The organism is Falsiruegeria litorea R37 (genome assembly GCF_900172225.1).
Classification (GTDB): domain Bacteria; phylum Pseudomonadota; class Alphaproteobacteria; order Rhodobacterales; family Rhodobacteraceae; genus Falsiruegeria; species Falsiruegeria litorea.
Genome location: NZ_FWFO01000002.1, coordinates 282805 through 300718, shown reverse-complemented (window position 1 = coordinate 300718; position 17914 = coordinate 282805). Strand labels below are relative to the sequence as shown.

15 protein-coding genes are annotated in these 17914 nt (G+C 61.8%); 11 read left to right on the top strand and 4 right to left on the bottom strand.

Annotation, left to right across the window (positions count from 1 at the left end; translation table 11 throughout):
* Nucleotides 1-22 precede the first annotated feature (22 nt).
* From TRL7639_RS15030 to TRL7639_RS15020, 3 genes are all read left to right on the top strand, one after another.
* Nucleotides 23-193, top strand: a complete 171-nt coding sequence (locus TRL7639_RS15030) for a CbtB domain-containing protein (RefSeq protein WP_085796678.1) — start codon at nt 23-25, stop codon at nt 191-193.
* Between the two features lie 4 nt (nt 194-197).
* Nucleotides 198-896, top strand: a complete 699-nt coding sequence (locus TRL7639_RS15025; RefSeq protein ID WP_085796677.1) for a CbtA family protein — start codon at nt 198-200, stop codon at nt 894-896.
* A gap of 71 nt (nt 897-967) precedes the next feature.
* Nucleotides 968-1462 carry a hypothetical protein gene (locus TRL7639_RS15020; RefSeq protein WP_085796676.1) on the top strand — a complete coding sequence of 165 codons (495 nt, stop codon included), beginning with the start codon at nt 968-970 and terminating at the stop codon, nt 1460-1462.
* 256 nt (nt 1463-1718) lie between these two features.
* Here the strand turns inward: TRL7639_RS15020 and TRL7639_RS15015 are convergent, their stop codons facing one another.
* Complete coding sequence (locus tag TRL7639_RS15015; protein ID WP_235820395.1) at nt 1719-2081, bottom strand: DUF1636 domain-containing protein; 363 nt, start codon at nt 2079-2081, stop codon at nt 1719-1721.
* A complete protein-coding gene (locus TRL7639_RS15010) occupies nt 2078-3619 on the bottom strand; it encodes an acetolactate synthase large subunit (RefSeq protein ID WP_085796921.1) in 1542 nt (513 codons plus the stop codon). Before TRL7639_RS15010 ends, TRL7639_RS15015 begins: the two co-directional genes overlap by 4 nt.
* 128 nt (nt 3620-3747) lie before the next feature.
* Here TRL7639_RS15010 and TRL7639_RS15005 point away from each other — a divergent pair, with 128 nt between their 5' ends.
* The 7 genes from TRL7639_RS15005 to mdoH all read left to right on the top strand — a co-directional run bounded on the left by TRL7639_RS15005 (nt 3748) and on the right by mdoH (nt 13249).
* On the top strand, nt 3748-4227 hold the full coding sequence (locus TRL7639_RS15005) for a DUF302 domain-containing protein (RefSeq protein WP_085796674.1): 480 nt from the start codon (nt 3748-3750) through the stop codon (nt 4225-4227).
* A gap of 69 nt (nt 4228-4296) precedes the next feature.
* Entirely contained in the window at nt 4297-5916 is a 1620-nt protein-coding gene (locus TRL7639_RS15000; RefSeq protein ID WP_085796673.1) for a thiamine pyrophosphate-binding protein, read from the top strand.
* Complete coding sequence (locus TRL7639_RS14995; protein ID WP_085796672.1) at nt 5903-7087, top strand: CaiB/BaiF CoA transferase family protein; 1185 nt, start codon at nt 5903-5905, stop codon at nt 7085-7087. Before TRL7639_RS15000 ends, TRL7639_RS14995 begins: the two co-directional genes overlap by 14 nt.
* 178 nt (nt 7088-7265) lie before the next feature.
* Nucleotides 7266-8636: a tetratricopeptide repeat protein gene (locus TRL7639_RS14990; RefSeq protein WP_085796671.1), complete on the top strand. Its 1371-nt coding sequence runs from the start codon at nt 7266-7268 to the stop codon at nt 8634-8636.
* A gap of 22 nt (nt 8637-8658) precedes the next feature.
* Nucleotides 8659-9882: an OpgC family protein gene (locus TRL7639_RS14985; protein ID WP_085796670.1), complete on the top strand. Its 1224-nt coding sequence runs from the start codon at nt 8659-8661 to the stop codon at nt 9880-9882.
* Nucleotides 9879-11381: an OpgD/OpgG family glucan biosynthesis protein gene (locus TRL7639_RS14980; RefSeq protein WP_085796669.1), complete on the top strand. Its 1503-nt coding sequence runs from the start codon at nt 9879-9881 to the stop codon at nt 11379-11381. Before TRL7639_RS14985 ends, TRL7639_RS14980 begins: the two co-directional genes overlap by 4 nt.
* A 17-nt stretch (nt 11382-11398) precedes the next feature.
* Nucleotides 11399-13249 carry a glucans biosynthesis glucosyltransferase MdoH gene (mdoH, locus tag TRL7639_RS14975; protein WP_235820418.1) on the top strand — a complete coding sequence of 617 codons (1851 nt, stop codon included), beginning with the start codon at nt 11399-11401 and terminating at the stop codon, nt 13247-13249.
* Between the two features lie 283 nt (nt 13250-13532).
* Here mdoH and TRL7639_RS14970 read toward each other — a convergent pair whose 3' ends face one another.
* Both TRL7639_RS14970 and TRL7639_RS14965 read right to left on the bottom strand, forming a co-directional pair.
* Nucleotides 13533-14354 (bottom strand): CE1 family esterase, encoded by an 822-nt coding sequence (locus TRL7639_RS14970; protein ID WP_085796667.1) that lies wholly within the window; start codon nt 14352-14354, stop codon nt 13533-13535.
* 2 nt (nt 14355-14356) lie between these two features.
* Nucleotides 14357-14824, bottom strand: coding sequence for a rhodanese-like domain-containing protein (locus TRL7639_RS14965; RefSeq protein WP_085796666.1), 468 nt, complete (start codon nt 14822-14824; stop codon nt 14357-14359).
* A 225-nt stretch (nt 14825-15049) separates the two neighbouring features.
* On the opposite strand from TRL7639_RS14965, the gene TRL7639_RS14960 reads away from it, so the two are divergent.
* Nucleotides 15050-17914: a monovalent cation/H+ antiporter subunit A gene (locus TRL7639_RS14960; protein WP_085796920.1), complete on the top strand. Its 2865-nt coding sequence runs from the start codon at nt 15050-15052 to the stop codon at nt 17912-17914.

Below are 17914 nucleotides of genomic sequence, written 5' to 3'. Positions count from 1 at the left end.
CGACGGCTTAGGAGGACGACATATGACGACCAAAACTCTCAAGGCAGCCGCCGCCGGTTCAAGCATCCTGCCCGCTATTTTTGCAGTGGTACTGGGCCTGGGGATCATCACCGTGACCGGTCACGTTCAGGCATCGGGCCTGCACGACGCGGCCCACGATGTACGCCACGCAACTGGCTTCCCCTGCCACTAAGGCCATGATCAGTCGTATTCTGACCAGCGCGTTGTTCGCTGGCGCTGCAGCAGGGTTGATTACAGCCCTGCTGCAGTTGGTTTTTGTGCAACCCGTGTTGCTGCACGCCGAGCTCTATGAGAGCGGCGCATTGGTGCATTTCGGCGCAGAAGCCGTCAGCGCGCATCCTGACCTGCCGGGCATGTTCGCCGAGCCGATACGCGACGGGTTGAGCATCATCTTCACCATGCTGACCTACACAGGCTATGCGCTGGTTATGGTGGCCCTGATGTCTGTGGCCCAAGGTCAAGGGCACGAGATCAACGCCCGCACCGGATTGTTGTGGGGTCTGGCGGGTTTTGTGGCGTTCCACTTTGCCCCCGGTCTTTCGCTGGCCCCTGAGGTGCCTGGTGTGGCCGCAGCCGAAGTGGGTGCGCGTCAGATCTGGTGGACCGCAACGGTGGCTGCAGCTGGCATCGCCATGTGGCTGATCGCCTATGGTGGCAACATCGTCAGCTACGTAGTCGCAGCTCTGCTGTTGATGGCACCCCATCTGATTGGTGCGCCTGAACCGTCCACCTTCAGCGGCCCGGTTCCAACCGAAATTGGCGCGCTTTTTGCCGCCCGCGCCTTTGGCGTCGGCATGGCCGCCTGGGCGCTGCTAGGGACTTTTGCCGGTTACTTCTGGCAATCCGAAGGTGCCCGCGCCGAAGCAACGGCCTGATCCTCGCTTCATCGGACCCTGCCGAGATTGACTTGGCGGGGTTTTTCTTTGTCTTTTTCTGAGGATGGAACATGTCCCGATCCCTCGCTCTTTTTGCCATCGGCCTGGTGTTTGGTGGCGGCGCCGGGTTTGTCATTGCCGCGGGCAATGGCATCACCTTTGACGGTCACGATCACGGCGATCCGGCGCATCACGGCGCTGATGCGACTGAGACCATGACGCACGACCACTCGACACCGGTGAATATTGCAGCAGGCAGCGACGCGCCGTCGGTCAGCATCGAAGCCTTCAAGGACCCGATGTCCGGCTGGAACCTGAAAGTTACGCCTGCGAATTTCACCTTTTCGCCCGAGAATGCGTCGCGGGCAGATGTGCCGGGCGAAGGACACGCCCATGTCTACGCCAACGGCGACAAACTGGGGCGGCTCTATGGCAACTGGTATCACCTGACAAACCTTCCCAAGGGCGAGGTAGAGATCAAAGTGTCCCTGAACGCCAACAGCCACAGCCCGTTGATGGTGGATTCGGTTCCGGTCGAGGCGACCACGGTCATACAAGTCGACTGATTGCGACAACGGCGCCTGGAGCACTCCCGCCCGTCGTCAATGTTTCTGACGAAACACCTCCTCCCGTTGGGCCGGGCCTCGCTGCGCTCGGCATTTTGGTGTATTTGGCGGTCCCGGCGCTCCAAGCGTAACCGCGCCGGGCGTTGCCCGGCGCCCGGCCCAAGGCCGCTAGCGGTGCTGGCGCAGCAGGATCGCTCGGGGGCGGGAGCCTCCCCCTCTTGGCGTACGATAGATAAAGGCGGGAACGCCGCAGGTATCAAAGGGCGGGTATCCGTGCCCTCAGGCATAGGCGCAGTCGGCCGCATGGGCGGGCGTCTTCGATCCAGCCACCGGGGCTGTCCAAATAGGTCTGACAGGTGGCTGCGACGTCCCTCGCATCCTCGATCAGCGTCAGTCCGGCAAAGACATAGCTCGCCCTCCCTTCACCTTGCAGGCTGATCGACACCGGGTGCGCGCAGGCGCTGAAGCATTCGTGGTCCAACAGCTCCACCCGGTCCTGCAAACCAGCCTCTCGAAGCGCTTGCGCAATCGCGTCGCGCTCGGCAGGGCGATCACGATCGCCGCTGCATGTCGTACACAAGCGCAGGGTCATCTGCTGCGCCGCCGCCGCCTTTGTCACATCGACACCTCGATCAACCGCGGGCCTGGCGCGGCAAAGGCATCCTCCAGCGCGTCCGAAAACCCCTCGGCGCTGTCAACCCGCACACCGTCTACCCCCATGGCACGGGCCTGTGCGATCCAGTCGATCCGGGGGCGATCCAGCGTCAGCATGTCGATGGCCCGGGGCCCTGGGTTCTGCACACCTACGTTGGTCAACTCGCCCCGCAAAATCTGATAGGAATGGTTGGCCCAGATCACCACGGTGATGTCCAACTGCTCGCGCGCCATGGTCCAAAGCGCCTGTGGCATGTAGAGCGCCGACCCATCCCCCGTCAGCGTCAGCACCTTGCGATCCGGGCAGGCAATCGCAGCCCCAATGGCGCAAGACAGCGAATAGCCGATCGAGCCGCCGCAATTGTTGAGCCATGTGTGGGGTGCTGATCCCTTGGTCACGGGATGAAAGGCGCGGCCTGTGGTGATGGATTCGTCCACAACGATGGCACCTTCAGGGATTTTCTGCCCCAAGACCTGCGCAATGCTGTCCGGGTTAAGCGGACCGGTCACCGAAACCTCAGAGTTGCGCGTGGCCAGATCTGGCTGGGCTCCCTCGGCCCCCACTGCCACACAAAGCCCCTCCAGCGTGCCATGCAAATCGGCGCTCCAGTCTGCCAATTCGATGATCTTGGCCCCTTCTGCTGTCAAAACCGCTGGCTTACCGGGATAGGCAAAGAACCCGATGGGAGCGCGCGCGCCAACCAATACGATGCGTTTGAAGGGCGCCAGGACCTCGACCGCCAGATCAATCGGATAAGGCACTCGAGCTACCGGCACCCGCCCTGCCCCGCGCTCCATCCGGGCATTGGACCATTCCGACAACAGCGCACATCCCGTTTGCGCGGCGATCTGTCCTGCCAATTCCAACGCTTCTGCCGTCAAGGCCTCGCCGCCCAACAGCAACAGGCTGTCTGCTCCGTCCAGGGCAGCGGCCGCTGCGGCAATGTCAGCCTCGGCAGGCATCACACGAACCGGAGGTGCCAGAGGTGCGGCCACTTGACCGCCATTGGTCCAGGCCGTGTCGGATGGCAGGATCAGCGTCGCGACCTGACCCGGAGCGGTGTTTGCCGCCTGTACCGACCGGGCGGCATCTGCTCCGACATCCGCTGCCGATTTGGCGCTGTGAACCCAATGGGACACCGGTCGCGCCAGCCCCTCGATATCTGCCGTCAGTGGTGCATCCAGCTCCAGATGAGACGCTGCGTGTTCCCCCACGATGTTGACCACGCCGGATCCCGCCTTCTTGGCGTTGTGCAGGTTCGAGATGCCATTTGCCAGTCCCGGCCCCAGATGCAGCAGGGTCGAGGCCGGTTTGCCCGCCATCCGGTAGTAGCCGTCCGCAGCCCCGGTTGCGACGCCTTCGAACAGGGTCAGAACCGAGCGCATGCCGGGGATATGGTCCAGCGCGGCCACAAAATGCATCTCGGAGGTGCCGGGGTTGGTGAAGCAGACCTCGACCCCGCTGTCCAGGAGCGTGTGCACCAGGCTCTCTGCTCCATTCATGTCCGCCATCTCTGCCTCTCCCGCTGATGTTCCCGGCGACCTTAGGGTGACATTCTAGGCCACGCAATCGTGACCACACCCAAGTAGTGTTTGGTGGCACAAAGACGGGGCCATTGAGGGGAGAGGCGATGTTTCGATCTGTTGTGTTCATGAGTGTCTTTATGTTCGCTATGCCAGCCTGGGCAGGCGATCTGCAACCGCGTGAAGGTTGGGCGGTTTACCCCACATCGCAGACCTATGAGGCGCTGATCAAAGCGGTGAAGACAGCCGTCAAATCCAATGGGCTTATCGTCGTCACCCAAGCAGGGCCAACCAAGGCCGCTGCCAATCGCGGCATCACCATTCCCGGAAACCGGGTCATTGGTGTTTTCAACAACGACTTCGCCGTGCGGGTGCTGGAAACGTCGACCGCAGCGATGATCGAGGCGCCAATCCGCATGTATGTGACAGAAAACGAGGGTGGCACCGCAACGCTGTCCTATAAACTTCCTTCGCATGTCATGGCCCCCTACAGCGATGAGGGCGGCGCGGCGCTTGCGGCGATTGCTCAGGAATTGGACGCCAGGTTTCTGGCCATCGCCGACGATGCAACAAAAGGGTCACACTGACGTGATCGGGCTTGCACCTGCCCGCACTCTCCGCAATCTCGCATCCTGAAACAGTTCGGAGTGCCCCATATGTCCAACCCATCCCCACGTGCCGCAGATCTGCTGGCGCGCCGCCTGTACGAAGCCGGATGTCGGCATGCATTCGGCATGCCCGGGGGAGAGGTGTTGACGCTGGTGGATGCGTTGGAGCAGGCCGGGATAACCTTTCATCTGGCCAAGCACGAAAACGCAGCCGGTTTCATGGCCGAGGGCGTGCATCATGCCGACGGCGCGCCCGCCATTCTGGTCGGTACGATTGGGCCAGGGGCAATGAACGGGATCAACGTGGTCGCAAATGCACTGCAGGATCGGGTACCGATGATTGTCCTGTCGGGGTGCGTCGACGAGGATGAGGCGCTGACCTACACCCATCAGGTGATGGATCATCAGGCTGTGTTTCGCCCCATCACCAAGGGCAGCTTTCGACTGACCGCAAAGGGCGCCGACATCATCGCCGACAAGGCGGTGTCGCTTGCGATGCAGCCCCGCCCAGGCCCGGTGCACATCGACGTTCCGATCTCGGTAGCGGACACGCGCGTGACGGGCGTTCCCCTGCGGCGGCTGGCCCCGGCGGCGCGGGTGGTGCCCCAGGGTGCGAAACTGGCGCAGGCCCGCGAGTGGCTGGCCGACAGCAAGCGCCCCATAGCCATTGTTGGTCTGGACCTGCTGGCCGAAACCTCGGCCTGCGTGTTGCGGGCGTTCCTTGAGCACTACCAGATCCCATTTGTAACCACCTACAAGGCCAAGGGCATCCTGACCGAGGATCATCCATTGTGCCTGGGCGGAGCAGGCCTATCGCCTCTGGCGGACAAGCATTTGTTGCCACTGGTTGAACAGGCCGATCTGATCCTGTGCCTGGGCTACGACCCAATCGAAATGCGCCCCGGCTGGCGCGAGGCCTGGGACCCGTCGAAACAGCGGGTCATCGACATCGCCACCGTGCCCAACGATCATTACATGCATCAGGCCAGCCTGAACTTTGTCGCCCATGTGGGCGAAACGCTTGAAGTCCTCGCCAAAGGCAACGCCGCGCGCGCGGTCTGGTCCGGGGGTGAGCCGCAGGCGACCAAAATGGCGCTGGCACAAGCGTTTCCGCAGGATGACGACTGGGGCCCTGCCGCCGTTATTGCCGAAACCCGCGATGTGATGCCCCCCCAGACGCTGGCCACCGCAGACAGCGGTGCGCATCGCATTCTGCTGAGCCAGATGTGGAACTGCACCGAGCCGCGTGGCCTGATCCAGAGCTCTGCGCTCTGCACCATGGGCTGCGCCGTGCCGATGGCGATTGGTCGCAAGCTGGCGCAACCGGATCGTCCCGTGGTCAGTTTCTCGGGCGATGCCGGCCTGCTGATGGTCGCCGGAGAGCTTGCCACCGCAGCTGAGCTGGACACGCGCGCAATCTTTGTCGTGTTCGTGGACGCCAGCCTTGCGCTCATCGAGTTGAAACAACGCCAACGCCAGATGACCAACCGGGGCGTCGATTTCGGGCATCACGACTTTGCCGCCATGGGCCGCGCATTTGGCGGTGCGGGCCACACTGTGCGCAATCGGACCGAACTGCGGTCCGCTTTGGAACAGGCACAGCAGGCCGACACTTTCACCGTGATCGCAGCCGAGATCGAGCGGGAGGGATACGATGGCCGTATCTGAGGGCGCGCTTGCGGGCGTCAAGGTTCTGGACCTCAGCCGCATTCTTGCCGGTCCCACATGTACGCAGCTATTGGGCGATCTGGGCGCAAGTGTCCTGAAGATCGAAAACCCGGTCACGGGCGGTGATGACACCCGGCAATGGGGTCCCCCGTATGTGACAGATGCAGAAGGCAACACCAGCGACCTGAGCGCCTATTTCATGTCCGCCAACCGCAACAAGAAATCCGTCGCGGTGGACATAACCACCCCAGATGGCCAGGCCACCATCCGCCGTCTGGCGGCCGAGGCGGACATTCTGATCGAGAACTTCAAACCCGGTGGTCTGGCCAAATACGGGTTGGATTACGCCAGCATCTCCAAAGAGTTGCCCGGCCTCGTCTATTGTTCGATCTCGGGCTACGGGCAGACCGGACCAAATGCCGCGAAACCCGGATACGACCTGATGGCGCAAGGTTATGGCGGGATCATGTCGCTGACCGGTGAACCGACAGGCGCACCGATGAAGGTGGGTGTTGGCATCGCGGACGTGATGTGCGGGATGTATGCAACCGTTGGCATCCTCGCCGCCCTGCGCCACGCCGAACGCACAGGCGAAGGCCAGCAGATCGACATCGCTCTGGTCGATGCACAGGTGTCGTGGTTGATCAACGAAGGTGTGAACTATCTGACCAGCGGCAATGTCCCACAGCGGCGCGGCAATGGGCATCCCAATATCGTACCCTATGACGTCTATGAAACCGCCGATGGTCACGTGATCCTGGCCGTGGGCAATGACAGCCAGTTCACCCGGTTTTGCGGATTTCTGGGTTTGGACAACCTGCCGACAGACGAACGGTTTGCCACCAACCCCGCCCGACTTGAACACCGCGATGCATTGAATGCCATCCTGCGCCCCGCTTTGCTAAACCACGATACCCAAACGGTGATTCGCGAGCTTGAGACGCTCAAGGTGCCTGTTGGTCCGGTGCAGTCGCTGGATCAGGTCTTTGACAGCGATCAGGTCGCCGCGCGCGAGATGCAGATCGATATGCAGGCCGCCCCTGGCCCTGTGCACCTGATCGGCAATCCGCTGAATTTCAGCCGCACGCCTGTAACATATCGACATGCTCCGCCGACCTTTGGGGCCGACACTGAAACAGTTCTTAACAGCAAAACACCCTTCAAAGACTGAAACACATCTGCGGTTTGCGCGGTGTTCTGCTGAAATAGGGGGCTGAATCGGCGAGATTTCCCACTTTTCATGCACACGGGTTTTCACCAATTCGCGAGCGGCGTCGATACTGTTACTGGCCGCCTATACAGTTTGCTAAGCCGTAAGAGCCAGCACTCACACAAGGATCGGACCTAGCATGAAACAAGACATTTTCGGACAGATGAACAGCCTGACCCGCGACGACAGCGTCGAGGCGTGGAACGGTGTCCTGCTCGGGTTCATGGCGCATGCCGCTGTAACACCGCAACATCTGGGTGCCGTACTGACCGCCGAGCCAGACTTTGCCTTGGGCCACGCGATCAAGGGGATCTTCACCATCCTGCTGGGTCGGCGCGAGCTCTATTCGGTTGCCGAACAAGCTTTGAAAGACGCCCAAGCGGCGATGCAGGCACGCCCCGTGAGTGCGCGTGAGACGCTGTTTGTCGAAGCCTTGCAGGTCTGGCTGGCTGGCAGCCCCACCGGTGCGGTCCAAAAGTTCGAAGAAGTGCTGCGCTCTCACCCCGAGGATTCGCTGGCCATGAAACTCAGCCACGCGGCGCGCTTTGTGCTAGGGGATGCCAAGGGGATGCGCCGGTCCATCGAGCGGGTGATGCCCGCCTATGCCCCCGATCACGCGGGTCGCGGCTATCTGCTGGGCTGCCACGCCTTTGCGCTTGAGGAAACCGGAGCTTATGAAAAGGCCGAGATTGCGGGCCGTCAGGCTCTGTGGATGGTGTCGGACGATGCCTGGGGTCTGCATGCGGTGGCCCATGTCCACGACATGACTGGCAATGCGGCGCAGGGTCTGGAATGGCTGGCGGGGCGCGAGGATGCCTTTACCCACTGCAACAACTTCCGCTACCACGTCTGGTGGCACAAGGCGCTGATGCATCTGGACCTGGGTCAGATCGACGAGGTGATGGCGCTGTATGATGCGGAAATTCGCGCCGACAAAACCGACGATTACCGTGACATTTCCAACGCAACCTCGCTGCTGTCGCGGCTCGAGCTTGAAGGCGTCAATGTCGGCGACCGATGGGAAGAGCTGGCTGAATTCAGCGCCGCCCGGACCGAGGATGGTTGCCTGATCTTTGCCGATCTGCACTATCTGCTGGCCCTGACCGGCGACAAGCGCGAGGACGCGGCGACCGCGATGCTGCGCCGGATCGCGCGGGACGCACAACAAAACAAATGCGATACCACCCGCCGCATGGCGCAGCCGGGCATGGACGCGGCCCTTGGCCTGCACGCCTTTGGCGACGGCGACTATGGGCTGGCGTTTGATCACCTAGCAAATGCGCGCGGGTCGATGCAACTGGCCGGTGGCAGCCACGCCCAGCGCGATGTCTTTGAACGCCTGACCATCGACGCAGGCCTGCGCGCGGGACGTCTGGACGCGGTCGAAAGCATTCTGGATGACCGTCAAGCCCAGCGCGCCGGTGGTGAAGACAACTATGCTCTGGCCCGCCGTGCGCTGATTGCCTCTGGACGTGGCGGTGAGAACGCGCAAAGCGTCCCCGCAGAATAAGAAACTAAGGACAGTACCCGATATGGCGACCGTTTCGCCCTCAACTGATTTTGCCCCTGTCGCCGCTTCAACGGCGACACCAGCGGTGCGCGTGCGCGATCCGCGGTTGGATTTCTATCGCGGCATCGCGATGTTCATCATCCTGATTGCGCATATCCCGGGTGACCCCTGGGCGCGTTGGATCCCGGCCCGCTTCGGGTTCTCGGACGCGACCGAGATCTTTGTGTTCTGTTCGGGCATGGCCTCGGCCATTGCCTTTGGCGGCGCATTTGTGCGCAAGGGCTGGTGGATGGGCACTGCCCGCGTGGCGTTCCGTATCTGGCAGGTCTATTGGGCGCATATCGGGTTGTTTTTCTTTGTCGCCATGTCGATGGCAGCGCTGGATCAGTCGGGACTGTTCGAAAAAACCTACATCAACTCCCTCAACCTGCAGCATTTCTTCAAGGACCCGGCCTCGCAGATGGTGGGGATCTTCACGCTGACCTACGTGCCCAACTACTTTGACATCCTGCCAATGTATCTGGTGGTGCTGGCACTGATGCCCGTCTTTGTTGGCCTGCAACAAAAGCTGGGGTTCTGGGCCGCTGCTCTGGCCTCGGTCGCACTGTGGGCCGTTGCGCAAACCGGCGTGCTCGCCCTTCCGGCCGAGCCCTGGTCGGCGCGAGAATGGTTCTTCAACCCCTTTGGCTGGCAGCTGTTGTTCTTTACCGGCTTTGCCTTCATGCGCGGCTGGATTCCCGCACCGCCAGTGTCCAAGACCCTGATCTGGGTCAGCGCCCTGTTTCTGGTGTTGTCCGCGCCCTTTGGCTCGTGGAAGGTGTTCCTGTGGATCGATGCGTGGAACAGCGACCTCGCTGATCAGATCCGCAAGGTCTGGCCCCTGACCAAGGAATTCCGCGACAAGACCGAGTTTGGCCTCTTCCGCTACATGCACTTTCTTGCGTTGGCCTATTTGGGTTGGGTCGTCGCAGGTGAAAAGGGCGCCCGCCTGATCGCCACCGGGACCGGCGCGCTGGCGCAACTCTGGCAAGTCGTCCTGACCCTGATCACAAAGGTCGGACAGCAGTCGCTTGCGGTCTTTGTGTTCTCGATGGCTGCCGCACGCATCCTGGGTGTTTTGCTGGATCAAACCGGGCGTGACTTCTTTCCCGTTCTCTTTGCCAACCTGCTTGGCTTTGCGCTGATCATCGGCGTTGCCTACTTGGCGGGCTGGTTCAAATCGCAACCTTGGAAGGCCAAGAAATGAAGCTCTCCCGTCGTCACTTCCTTGCCTCTGCTTCGGCGCTTGCGCTGGCCCCTGCCGTGGGGGCCACCGGCGCAGGCGTGCCCTTTGACCGCGAGACGGTTGTGGCCGAGGCCCGCGATCTGGCCAGCCGCCCGTATGCGCCGCGCCCGCGTGTACCCGAGGCCTGGCAGAACCTGAGCTACGAGCAATACCGCGAGATCCGGTTCCGCCTCGACAAGGCGCTATGGTACGGAACTGACACGCCCTACAATGTCGATTTCTTCACACCCGGGCTCTATTTTCCGCAGGCGGTCAAGGTCTTTGCGGTCGAGGATGGCCTGTCGACGCCTGTGCCCTTCAGCCTGGACATGTTCAAGAAGTCCGACAAGGTGCCGGAACTGCCGGTCGACGCAGACACGCTTGGCTTTTCCGGCCTGCGCCTGCGCACCGAGCTGCACCGCCCCGGCAAAACGGATGAGTTCTGTGTCTTCCAAGGCGCCAGCTATTTCCGCGCCATAGGTCTGGGCGAGGCCTATGGTTTGTCCGCGCGCGGTCTGGCGTTGAAGACCGGCGACCCTGAGGGCGAGGAATTTCCCGATTTCATCCGCTTCTGGCTGGAACGTCCCAAAGTGGGCCAGCGCAACATGGTGGTGCATGCCCTGATGGACAGCCCCAGCGTCACCGGTGCCTATCGGTTCGACGTGACCCCGGGCGAGGATTGCGTGATGGAGGTCGAAGCGACGCTCTTTGCCCGCGAAGAGATGGAACATGTCGGCCTTGGTCCGCTGACCTCGATGTTCCTGTTTGATGAGACCAATCCGACCCGGTTTGACGACTTCCGCCCCGCCGTCCATGACAGCGACGGGTTGATGATCCACAATGGCGCGGGTGAAGTGCTGTGGCGCCCGCTCGCCAACCCCAAGCACCTGCAAGTGTCGTCCTTTGTCGACACCAACCCGCGCGGCTTTGGCCTGATGCAGCGATCGCGGGAGTTTGCGGATTTTGCCGATCTAGAGGCGCATTACCATCGCCGTCCCGGCCTGTGGGTCGAACCCAAGGGCGATTGGGGCAAAGGCACCGTACGCCTGGTGGAGATCCCGGCGGATCAGGAAATCTATGACAACATCGTCGCCTACTGGCGCCCGTCTGAACCTTATGCAGCGGGCCAGCGGGTCGACATCGCCTATCGCCTGACCTGGGGCGAACATCCCTATCGCACCCCCCTGCCCGCCGTCATCAACACTGCCATGGGCAAACGCCACTTTGCCGAAGGGCGCGTTGCGGTGATCGACTTCGCAGCATCCGAACTGTTCGATGATCTCGACGCCATCGACATCTTCACCCAATCCCGGCATGTGGAAACCTCCAAGGGCGTATTGCAACGCAACCCGGACACCGGCGGCGCGCGGCTGGCGTTTTCCTTTGACCCCGGCGAGCGCGATCACGTGGAGCTGCGCGCACAGTTGCGCAAGGACGGTGCGGCAGCGTCCGAAGTTTGGCTCTATCGGTGGACTGCGTGAGCCGCGATCTGCACATAATGCCCCCCGAGGCGCCGCTGGCCATGCCCGAGCAGGACTTTGGTGCAGCCTTTCGCGATGCCGACGCGCCCGAGGCGCGGCAAGCACAGGGCGTCACGGGCTGGCGGTTCATGGCCTTCGTACCCGCGTTGATCGCCACCGCCGGGCTGTTGTGGGTCATACAAGATTGGTTCGCAGACGAAGGTATCAATCTGGTCGAAGGGGCGCTTCTGGCACTGATCTCGTTCAATTTCTTCTGGATCGCCTTTACAGTGTCCACCGTGTCTGTCGGGCTTATTTCGCTGTCGCGTCAGGTCGCTAAAGATCGCCCCACCAAAGCCGAACCGCTGAACGTGGCGCTGGTGATGCCCGTCTATAACGAGGTGCCCTGGTATGTTCTGGGCAACGCGCGATCCATGCTCGAAGAGCTGCGCGCCCGAGGTGGGGTGCATCGCTATTCGATGTTCATCCTGTCAGATACCCGCGATGACGAGATTGCCGCACAGGAGCAGGCCAGTGTAGAGGCCCTGCGCGCGTCGTTGATGCCGGGGACCGAGCTTTACTATCGCCGCCGTCCCCAAAACACCGACCGCAAAGTGGGCAATATCGCCGATTGGGTCAGCCGCTGGGGCGGGGCCTATCAGGCGATGCTGGTGCTGGATGCCGACAGCCTGATGACCGGCCGCGCCATTGCCCGTCTCACTGATGCGCTGGCACGTGATCCGGGCGCGGGACTGATCCAGAGCTTTCCGCAGCTGACCGGCGCGCAGTCCGTGTTTGCCCGGATGCAGCAATTTGCCAACGGCGTCTATGGCGCGGCATTGGCCGAGGGAGTGGCGCGCTGGTGCGGGCAAGAGGGCAATTATTGGGGCCACAACGCAATCATCCGCACCGCCGCCTTCGCCAATTGTGCAGGCCTCCCACGGCTGCGCAATTTCCGGGGCAAAGAGCAACTGATCATGAGCCACGACTTTGTCGAGGCAGGGCTCTTGCGCCGCGCCGGCTGGTCGGTGCGGTTCCTGCCCCGCATTCGCGGGTCTTATGAAGAAACGCCACCGACACTGATCGACCACGTGCTGCGCGACCGGCGCTGGTGTCAGGGCAACCTGCAGCACCTCAACCTGCTGGGTGCGCGCGGCTTCCGTTCGATTTCGCGCTTCCACCTGTTCCATGGAGCCATCGGCTATCTGATGTCGCCGATCTGGTTTGCTTTGCTGGTTATGTGGGCGTTGATCGGTCAGGGTGAGGACGCCAGTGTTCTGCACTACTTCCGTCCCGACAACCCACTGTTCCCCCAGTGGCCGCAGATGACCGAAGGGCGCCATGTGCTGATCATCGTGCTGATGTATGCGATGCTGTTGGTGCCCAAGCTGATGGGCGCGGCCGTCCTTCCCCTTACCGGCGCGCGCTATACCGAGTTCGGCGGCGGCTGGCGGTTTACGCTGTCTTTCGTCTCAGAGGTGATCCTGTCGGTTGTTTATGCGCCAATCCTGATGGTACAGCAGATGATCGCAGTGTTCCGGACCGTACTGGGCCTGCAAAGGGGCTGGTCGCCACAGGCCCGGGATGGCGGCAGTTATGGGCTGAAGACGCTGGCCATCTGCCACGCGTTGGAAACGGCAAGCGGTCTGGTGCTGACGGCTGGAATAGTCTCGGGCCTGGTCTCAATCTGGCTGGCCCCGATTGCGCTCAGCCTGGCGCTGGCTATCCCGCTCTCGGCCCTGAGCGGTGTGACGGCCAAGACAGCACGCAACCTTCTGGGGCTACGTGAAGATTACAGCGAACCCGCAATCGCCCAGGCCGCGCGACATTACCGGACCGAGCTCAAGTCGCTGCTGGACGGCAAATCCTCGGCAACGCCGGCTGAGTAACCCGTCAGGCGCCTGCGCCAATTGAGAGGGGCTCCCGCCCGTCGCACATGCATCAAAGATGCCCTTCTCCGGTTGGGCCGGGCCGCCGCGCTGCGCGCGGCGGCGGGCGCGTGTGGCCCACCACACCTCCTCAGGACGCGACCGATCTCTTTCTTGTTGCTCCCGGGGTTCCGGCAAGCGGAACCGCCGAGCGAAGCGAGGCCCGGCCCGACCCCGCCAGTGGTGCTGACGCAGTCAGGATCACGCGGGGGCGGGAGTGCCCCCGTTTCGCTCATCTCTGTTTTCAGCTCCCGGGCAGCCCTTCGTACCAATTCACTACAAGATCGGCCCAACCTTTGGGCACCTGATGGCCCCCCGGGAACAGCACGAACTCCAGTGCGCTGTCCTTGCCGCAGGTCCAGCGACGGTGCATGAACTCTCCTTCACGGCTGAACCCGCTTGGCTTGTGATCGCTGCACCCATTGGCCAGGCGCCAGATCTCGAGCCCGGCAAAGATATCCCCTTGCACAAAACGCCCGCCCCCGAGGACGCGCCCCTCGAGCGGAACCACGTTGTCGGTCCAGCCATGGGTATGCAACATCCGGATAGGTCCGTTGCACTCGGTTGGATGCGGGCGCCAGAACCCACCCGACACGGGCACATAGGCTGAGAATGTCTCGGGCGCGGCGCAGGCCAAATAATTTACCATAAAGCCCCCGGCCGAAAATCCTCCCAGCAAGACCCGGTCTTCATCCAAACCAAAACGATCTGCCGCATCGGCCACTACATTTTGCAGGAACTCGGTTTCATCGCGCCCTTCCCACCCGGGATAGAAGTTCCAGCTCAGCCCCCGGTTCGAGCCAATCCGCTGCGAGCCATTGGGTGCCATCACCGCATAGCCGCGCGCAAGCAGCCCATCGACCAAGGATCTGTTGCGCATCGTTGCCGCACCATTGCCGCCATAGCCGTGCAAAAACACCACGAGCGGCGGATGCTCGGCGTCGGGAACTTCGATGTGATAGCTCCCACTTTCTATCTCACAGACATCATCGCCCCCACCGCATGCGGCTACTGCCCCCGACCCCGTCATCATCAGACCCAAGCCCAACAACATCTGCCTGATCATCCTCAGCCCTCCTCGACGGCCGCAACGGGCAGGCCGGTTTTCAACCATCCCGGCCCCGCGGCCGAGCCCAACATCCCCTCGGGCACATCGACGATGTTAGTATACCCCGCCTCGGTCAACGCACGGCTCAGCCGTGCGGACCTAACACCCCGGGCACAGATCACCGCGATGGGGCGCCCTTTGTCGGTGCCCGCCACCTGGGACAGGGTCGCCAGAAAGTCGTCACGCCGCATGTCGATCGGGTGCGCACCTTCCGGCACACCCGTCTGCGCCCATTCCCGGGGCGTGCGGATGTCCACGAGCACAACGTCCCCGCTGGCCGCAGCCTCATGGGCCTGTGCAACCGTCAGCTTGGCTCCGCCATAGTAGGGAGGCGTCGCCCGCCACCAATAGACACCTCCAGCCGCAAGGGCGGCGGCGCCCCCGAGCAACACCAGTCTCCGCGTCGGAAATTTTGCTTGCCGCGTCATGTTAGCGCGCTTGAACCTCTTTTCAGGGCAATCTGAACAACTGGACTTATCTAGGGCGCAAACCGGCGGGAAATCCACTCAAGTTCCCGTCAGAACCCCCTAAATTCACCCAGAATCGGTGTCGGACCAAAATCTCAAATATTTCAAGGTCTGGACAGTCCGCGAAATATCCTTACTCAAAATACAGGTTTACGTCCGAACCAGGCAAAGAGCGGAGGATTGCTTGTGTCCCTATTCCTGATAGCAGCCTTGCCATTTCTTGGAGCGGTCTTTCCCGCCCTGCTGATCCGAGCCGGCCGCAACGCCTCGTCCGCCTCTGCGGGCGCCACGACATTCTTGGCGCTGCTGGGATTGCTTGTGAATGCTCCAGCTGTTTTTCGCGGAGAGGTCGTGACCGCGCGCTTTGACTGGCTGCCCGGATTGGGACTGAACGCGAACTTCTACCTCGACGGGTTGGGCTTTCTTTTTGCCGGGATGATCCTGGGCATTGGCTTGCTGATCATCCTCTATGCGCGGTTCTACCTGTCACGCGAAGACCCGATGGGTCAGTTCTATACCTATCTGTTGTTGTTTCAAGGCGCGATGGTTGGGATCGTCCTGTCCGACAACATCCTGCTTTTGCTGATCTTTTGGGAACTCACCTCGCTCAGCTCTTTCCTGTTGATCGGCTATTGGAAGCATCTGCCTGCCGGGCGCCAAGGCGCCCGCATGGCGCTGGCCGTGACCGGTTCAGGCGGATTGGCGATGATCGCGGGCATGCTGATCCTGGGCAATATCGTCGGAAGCTATGACCTGACGGTGATCTTGCAAAACAAAGATCTGATCCAGGCCTCGCCCTATTACCTGCCCGCCCTGATCCTGATCCTGATCGGGGCCTTCACCAAGTCGGCGCAGTTCCCGTTCCACTTCTGGCTGCCGCACGCCATGGCCGCGCCGACGCCGGTATCGGCCTATCTGCATTCCGCCACGATGGTGAAGGCGGGCCTGTTCTTGATGGCGCGGATGTGGCCGGTTTTGGCGGGCACCGACGCCTGGTTCTACATTGTGGCCACAACTGGCCTTATCACCATGGTATTGGGCGCGGTGATCGCCCTGTTCAAGGATGATCTCAAGGCGCTTTTGGCCTTTTCGACGGTCTCTCACCTGGGTCTGATCACGATGCTCTTGGGTTTTGGCACCAAGTTTGCAGCGGTGGTTGCAGTGTTCCACATCATCAACCACGCGACGTTCAAGGCCGCACTCTTTATGTCGGCGGGTATCGTGGATCACGAAACGCACACGCGCGACATCAAACGGCTGGGCGGCTTGCGCCACCTGATGCCCGTGACCTTCATCATCGCCACAGTGGCGTCACTGTCGATGGCGGGTATTCCACCGCTCAACGGCTTCTTGTCGAAAGAGATGATGCTGGATGCCGCGACGCAAACAACCTGGCTGAGCTCGCCTTACCTGGTGCCTGGCGTGGTGCTGGTTGCCGCGCTATTCTCAGCCGCCTATTCCTTCCGCTACATCGCGCATGTGTTTCTGGGGCCGGTCCGCGACGACTATCCCGCGAAACCGCATGACCCCGGCGTTGGCATGTGGCTGGCGCCCGCGTTTCTTGTCACACTCGTTGTCCTGATTGGCCTGTTTTCCAACGCCATTGTCGGCCCGCTGGTCGCCGTCGCCTCGGGCGCGGTGATTGGTGGAGAGAAGCTGCCCTACTACTCGCTCAAGATCTGGCACGGGTTCAACACGGCGCTCTACATGTCCATCGTGGCCACCATTGGTGCCGTCATCCTTTTGGCGATGCACGGGCGGCTTGAGCGAATCTGGAACGCGCTGCCCCGCCCCGAAGCCAAGGTCATCTTTGATGCGGTCATTGGCGCGCTTACAGCACTGAGCCGCAAAATCACCGAAGGGCTGCACAACCGCTCGATGGCGCGGTATTCGGCGATCTTTGTGGTCTTTGTCGTCTCGTTGGCGGGCTATGCCTACTACACCGGCACCGACTCGGTCCCCACGCGGATCGGGATCGAGGCTGGCGTCATGCCCATCATCGGCTGGATCTGCCTGATGGGGGCCACGATCTGCCTGGTGGTGTTCCATCACAACCGCTTTGTCTCGCTGGTGCTGGTGGGTGTCGTCGGGCTGATCATCTCGATCGGGTTCAACTACCTGTCCGCGCCTGACCTGGCGCTGACGCAGATCTCGGTCGAGGTGGTGACGATCATCCTGCTGCTCCTGGCGCTGAACTTCATGCCCAAGGAAACCCCTTGGGAGACCACCAACGAGCGCCGGTTCCGTGATGTCATCATCGCGGGCATTTCGGGTCTGGGCGTTGGCGGGCTGATCTATGCGCTGATGATGCGCGATTTTGCCTTCCCGACGATCTCGGAATTCCACCTCGCGAACTCCTACAAGGGCGGCGGCGGCACCAATGTGGTCAACGTGATCCTGGTGGACTTCCGGGGCTTTGATACCTTTGGCGAGATCATCGTTCTGGGGATCGCCGCGCTGGTGATCTATGCCCTGACCGAGGCGGTGCTGGGCACCCGCGTGCGCGCTTATCTGCTGAACCGCAAGCCGGACATGCCGCAATCGGGTGATGCGCACCCGCTGATGATGGTGGTTGTCACACGCGTGATGATGCCGATTGCCCTGATGGTGGCGGCCTATATCTTCTTCCGCGGCCACAACCTGCCTGGTGGCGGTTTCATCGCCGGTCTGATCGCAGCGATTGCCTTTATCATGCAGTACATGGCCAGTGGGTTCAGCTGGGCGGCGGAACGGCAGAAAGTGTTTTATCACGGCATCATCGGCTCTGGCGTCTTGATCGCGGCTGTGACCGGCATGGGTGCCTGGCTGAACGGCAAGCCGTTCCTGACCAGCGACTTTGGCTACATCCACTGGCCGCCACTGGAAGAGTTCGAATGGGCCACCGCCATGGGTTTTGACCTGGGTGTGTTCCTGGCCGTTGTGGGCGCGGTGATGCTGGCGCTGGAAAGTCTGTCACGCTTTGCCTGGCAGCCGGGGATCGCGTCCGAGCATGCGATGGACATCAACCCCGCCCGCGATGATGAAGACGTGCAAGAAAAGAAGGAGGTCTAA

Excerpts from the sequence above, each read along its gene's own strand:
- TRL7639_RS15030 (WP_085796678.1), top strand. The coding sequence starts at position 23 with ATGACGACCAAAACTCTCAAGGCAGCCGCCGCCGGTTCAAGCATCCTG.
- TRL7639_RS15025 (WP_085796677.1), top strand. The coding sequence starts at position 198 with ATGATCAGTCGTATTCTGACCAGCGCGTTGTTCGCTGGCGCTGCAGCA.
- TRL7639_RS15020 (WP_085796676.1), top strand. The coding sequence starts at position 968 with ATGTCCCGATCCCTCGCTCTTTTTGCCATCGGCCTGGTGTTTGGTGGC.
- TRL7639_RS15010 (WP_085796921.1), bottom strand. The coding sequence starts at position 3,619 with ATGAATGGAGCAGAGAGCCTGGTGCACACGCTCCTGGACAGCGGGGTC.
- TRL7639_RS15005 (WP_085796674.1), top strand. The coding sequence starts at position 3,748 with ATGTTTCGATCTGTTGTGTTCATGAGTGTCTTTATGTTCGCTATGCCA.
- TRL7639_RS15000 (WP_085796673.1), top strand. The coding sequence starts at position 4,297 with ATGTCCAACCCATCCCCACGTGCCGCAGATCTGCTGGCGCGCCGCCTG.
- TRL7639_RS14995 (WP_085796672.1), top strand. The coding sequence starts at position 5,903 with ATGGCCGTATCTGAGGGCGCGCTTGCGGGCGTCAAGGTTCTGGACCTC.
- TRL7639_RS14990 (WP_085796671.1), top strand. The coding sequence starts at position 7,266 with ATGAAACAAGACATTTTCGGACAGATGAACAGCCTGACCCGCGACGAC.
- TRL7639_RS14985 (WP_085796670.1), top strand. The coding sequence starts at position 8,659 with ATGGCGACCGTTTCGCCCTCAACTGATTTTGCCCCTGTCGCCGCTTCA.
- TRL7639_RS14980 (WP_085796669.1), top strand. The coding sequence starts at position 9,879 with ATGAAGCTCTCCCGTCGTCACTTCCTTGCCTCTGCTTCGGCGCTTGCG.
- mdoH (WP_235820418.1), top strand. The coding sequence starts at position 11,399 with ATGCCCCCCGAGGCGCCGCTGGCCATGCCCGAGCAGGACTTTGGTGCA.
- TRL7639_RS14970 (WP_085796667.1), bottom strand. The coding sequence starts at position 14,354 with ATGATCAGGCAGATGTTGTTGGGCTTGGGTCTGATGATGACGGGGTCG.
- TRL7639_RS14965 (WP_085796666.1), bottom strand. The coding sequence starts at position 14,824 with ATGACGCGGCAAGCAAAATTTCCGACGCGGAGACTGGTGTTGCTCGGG.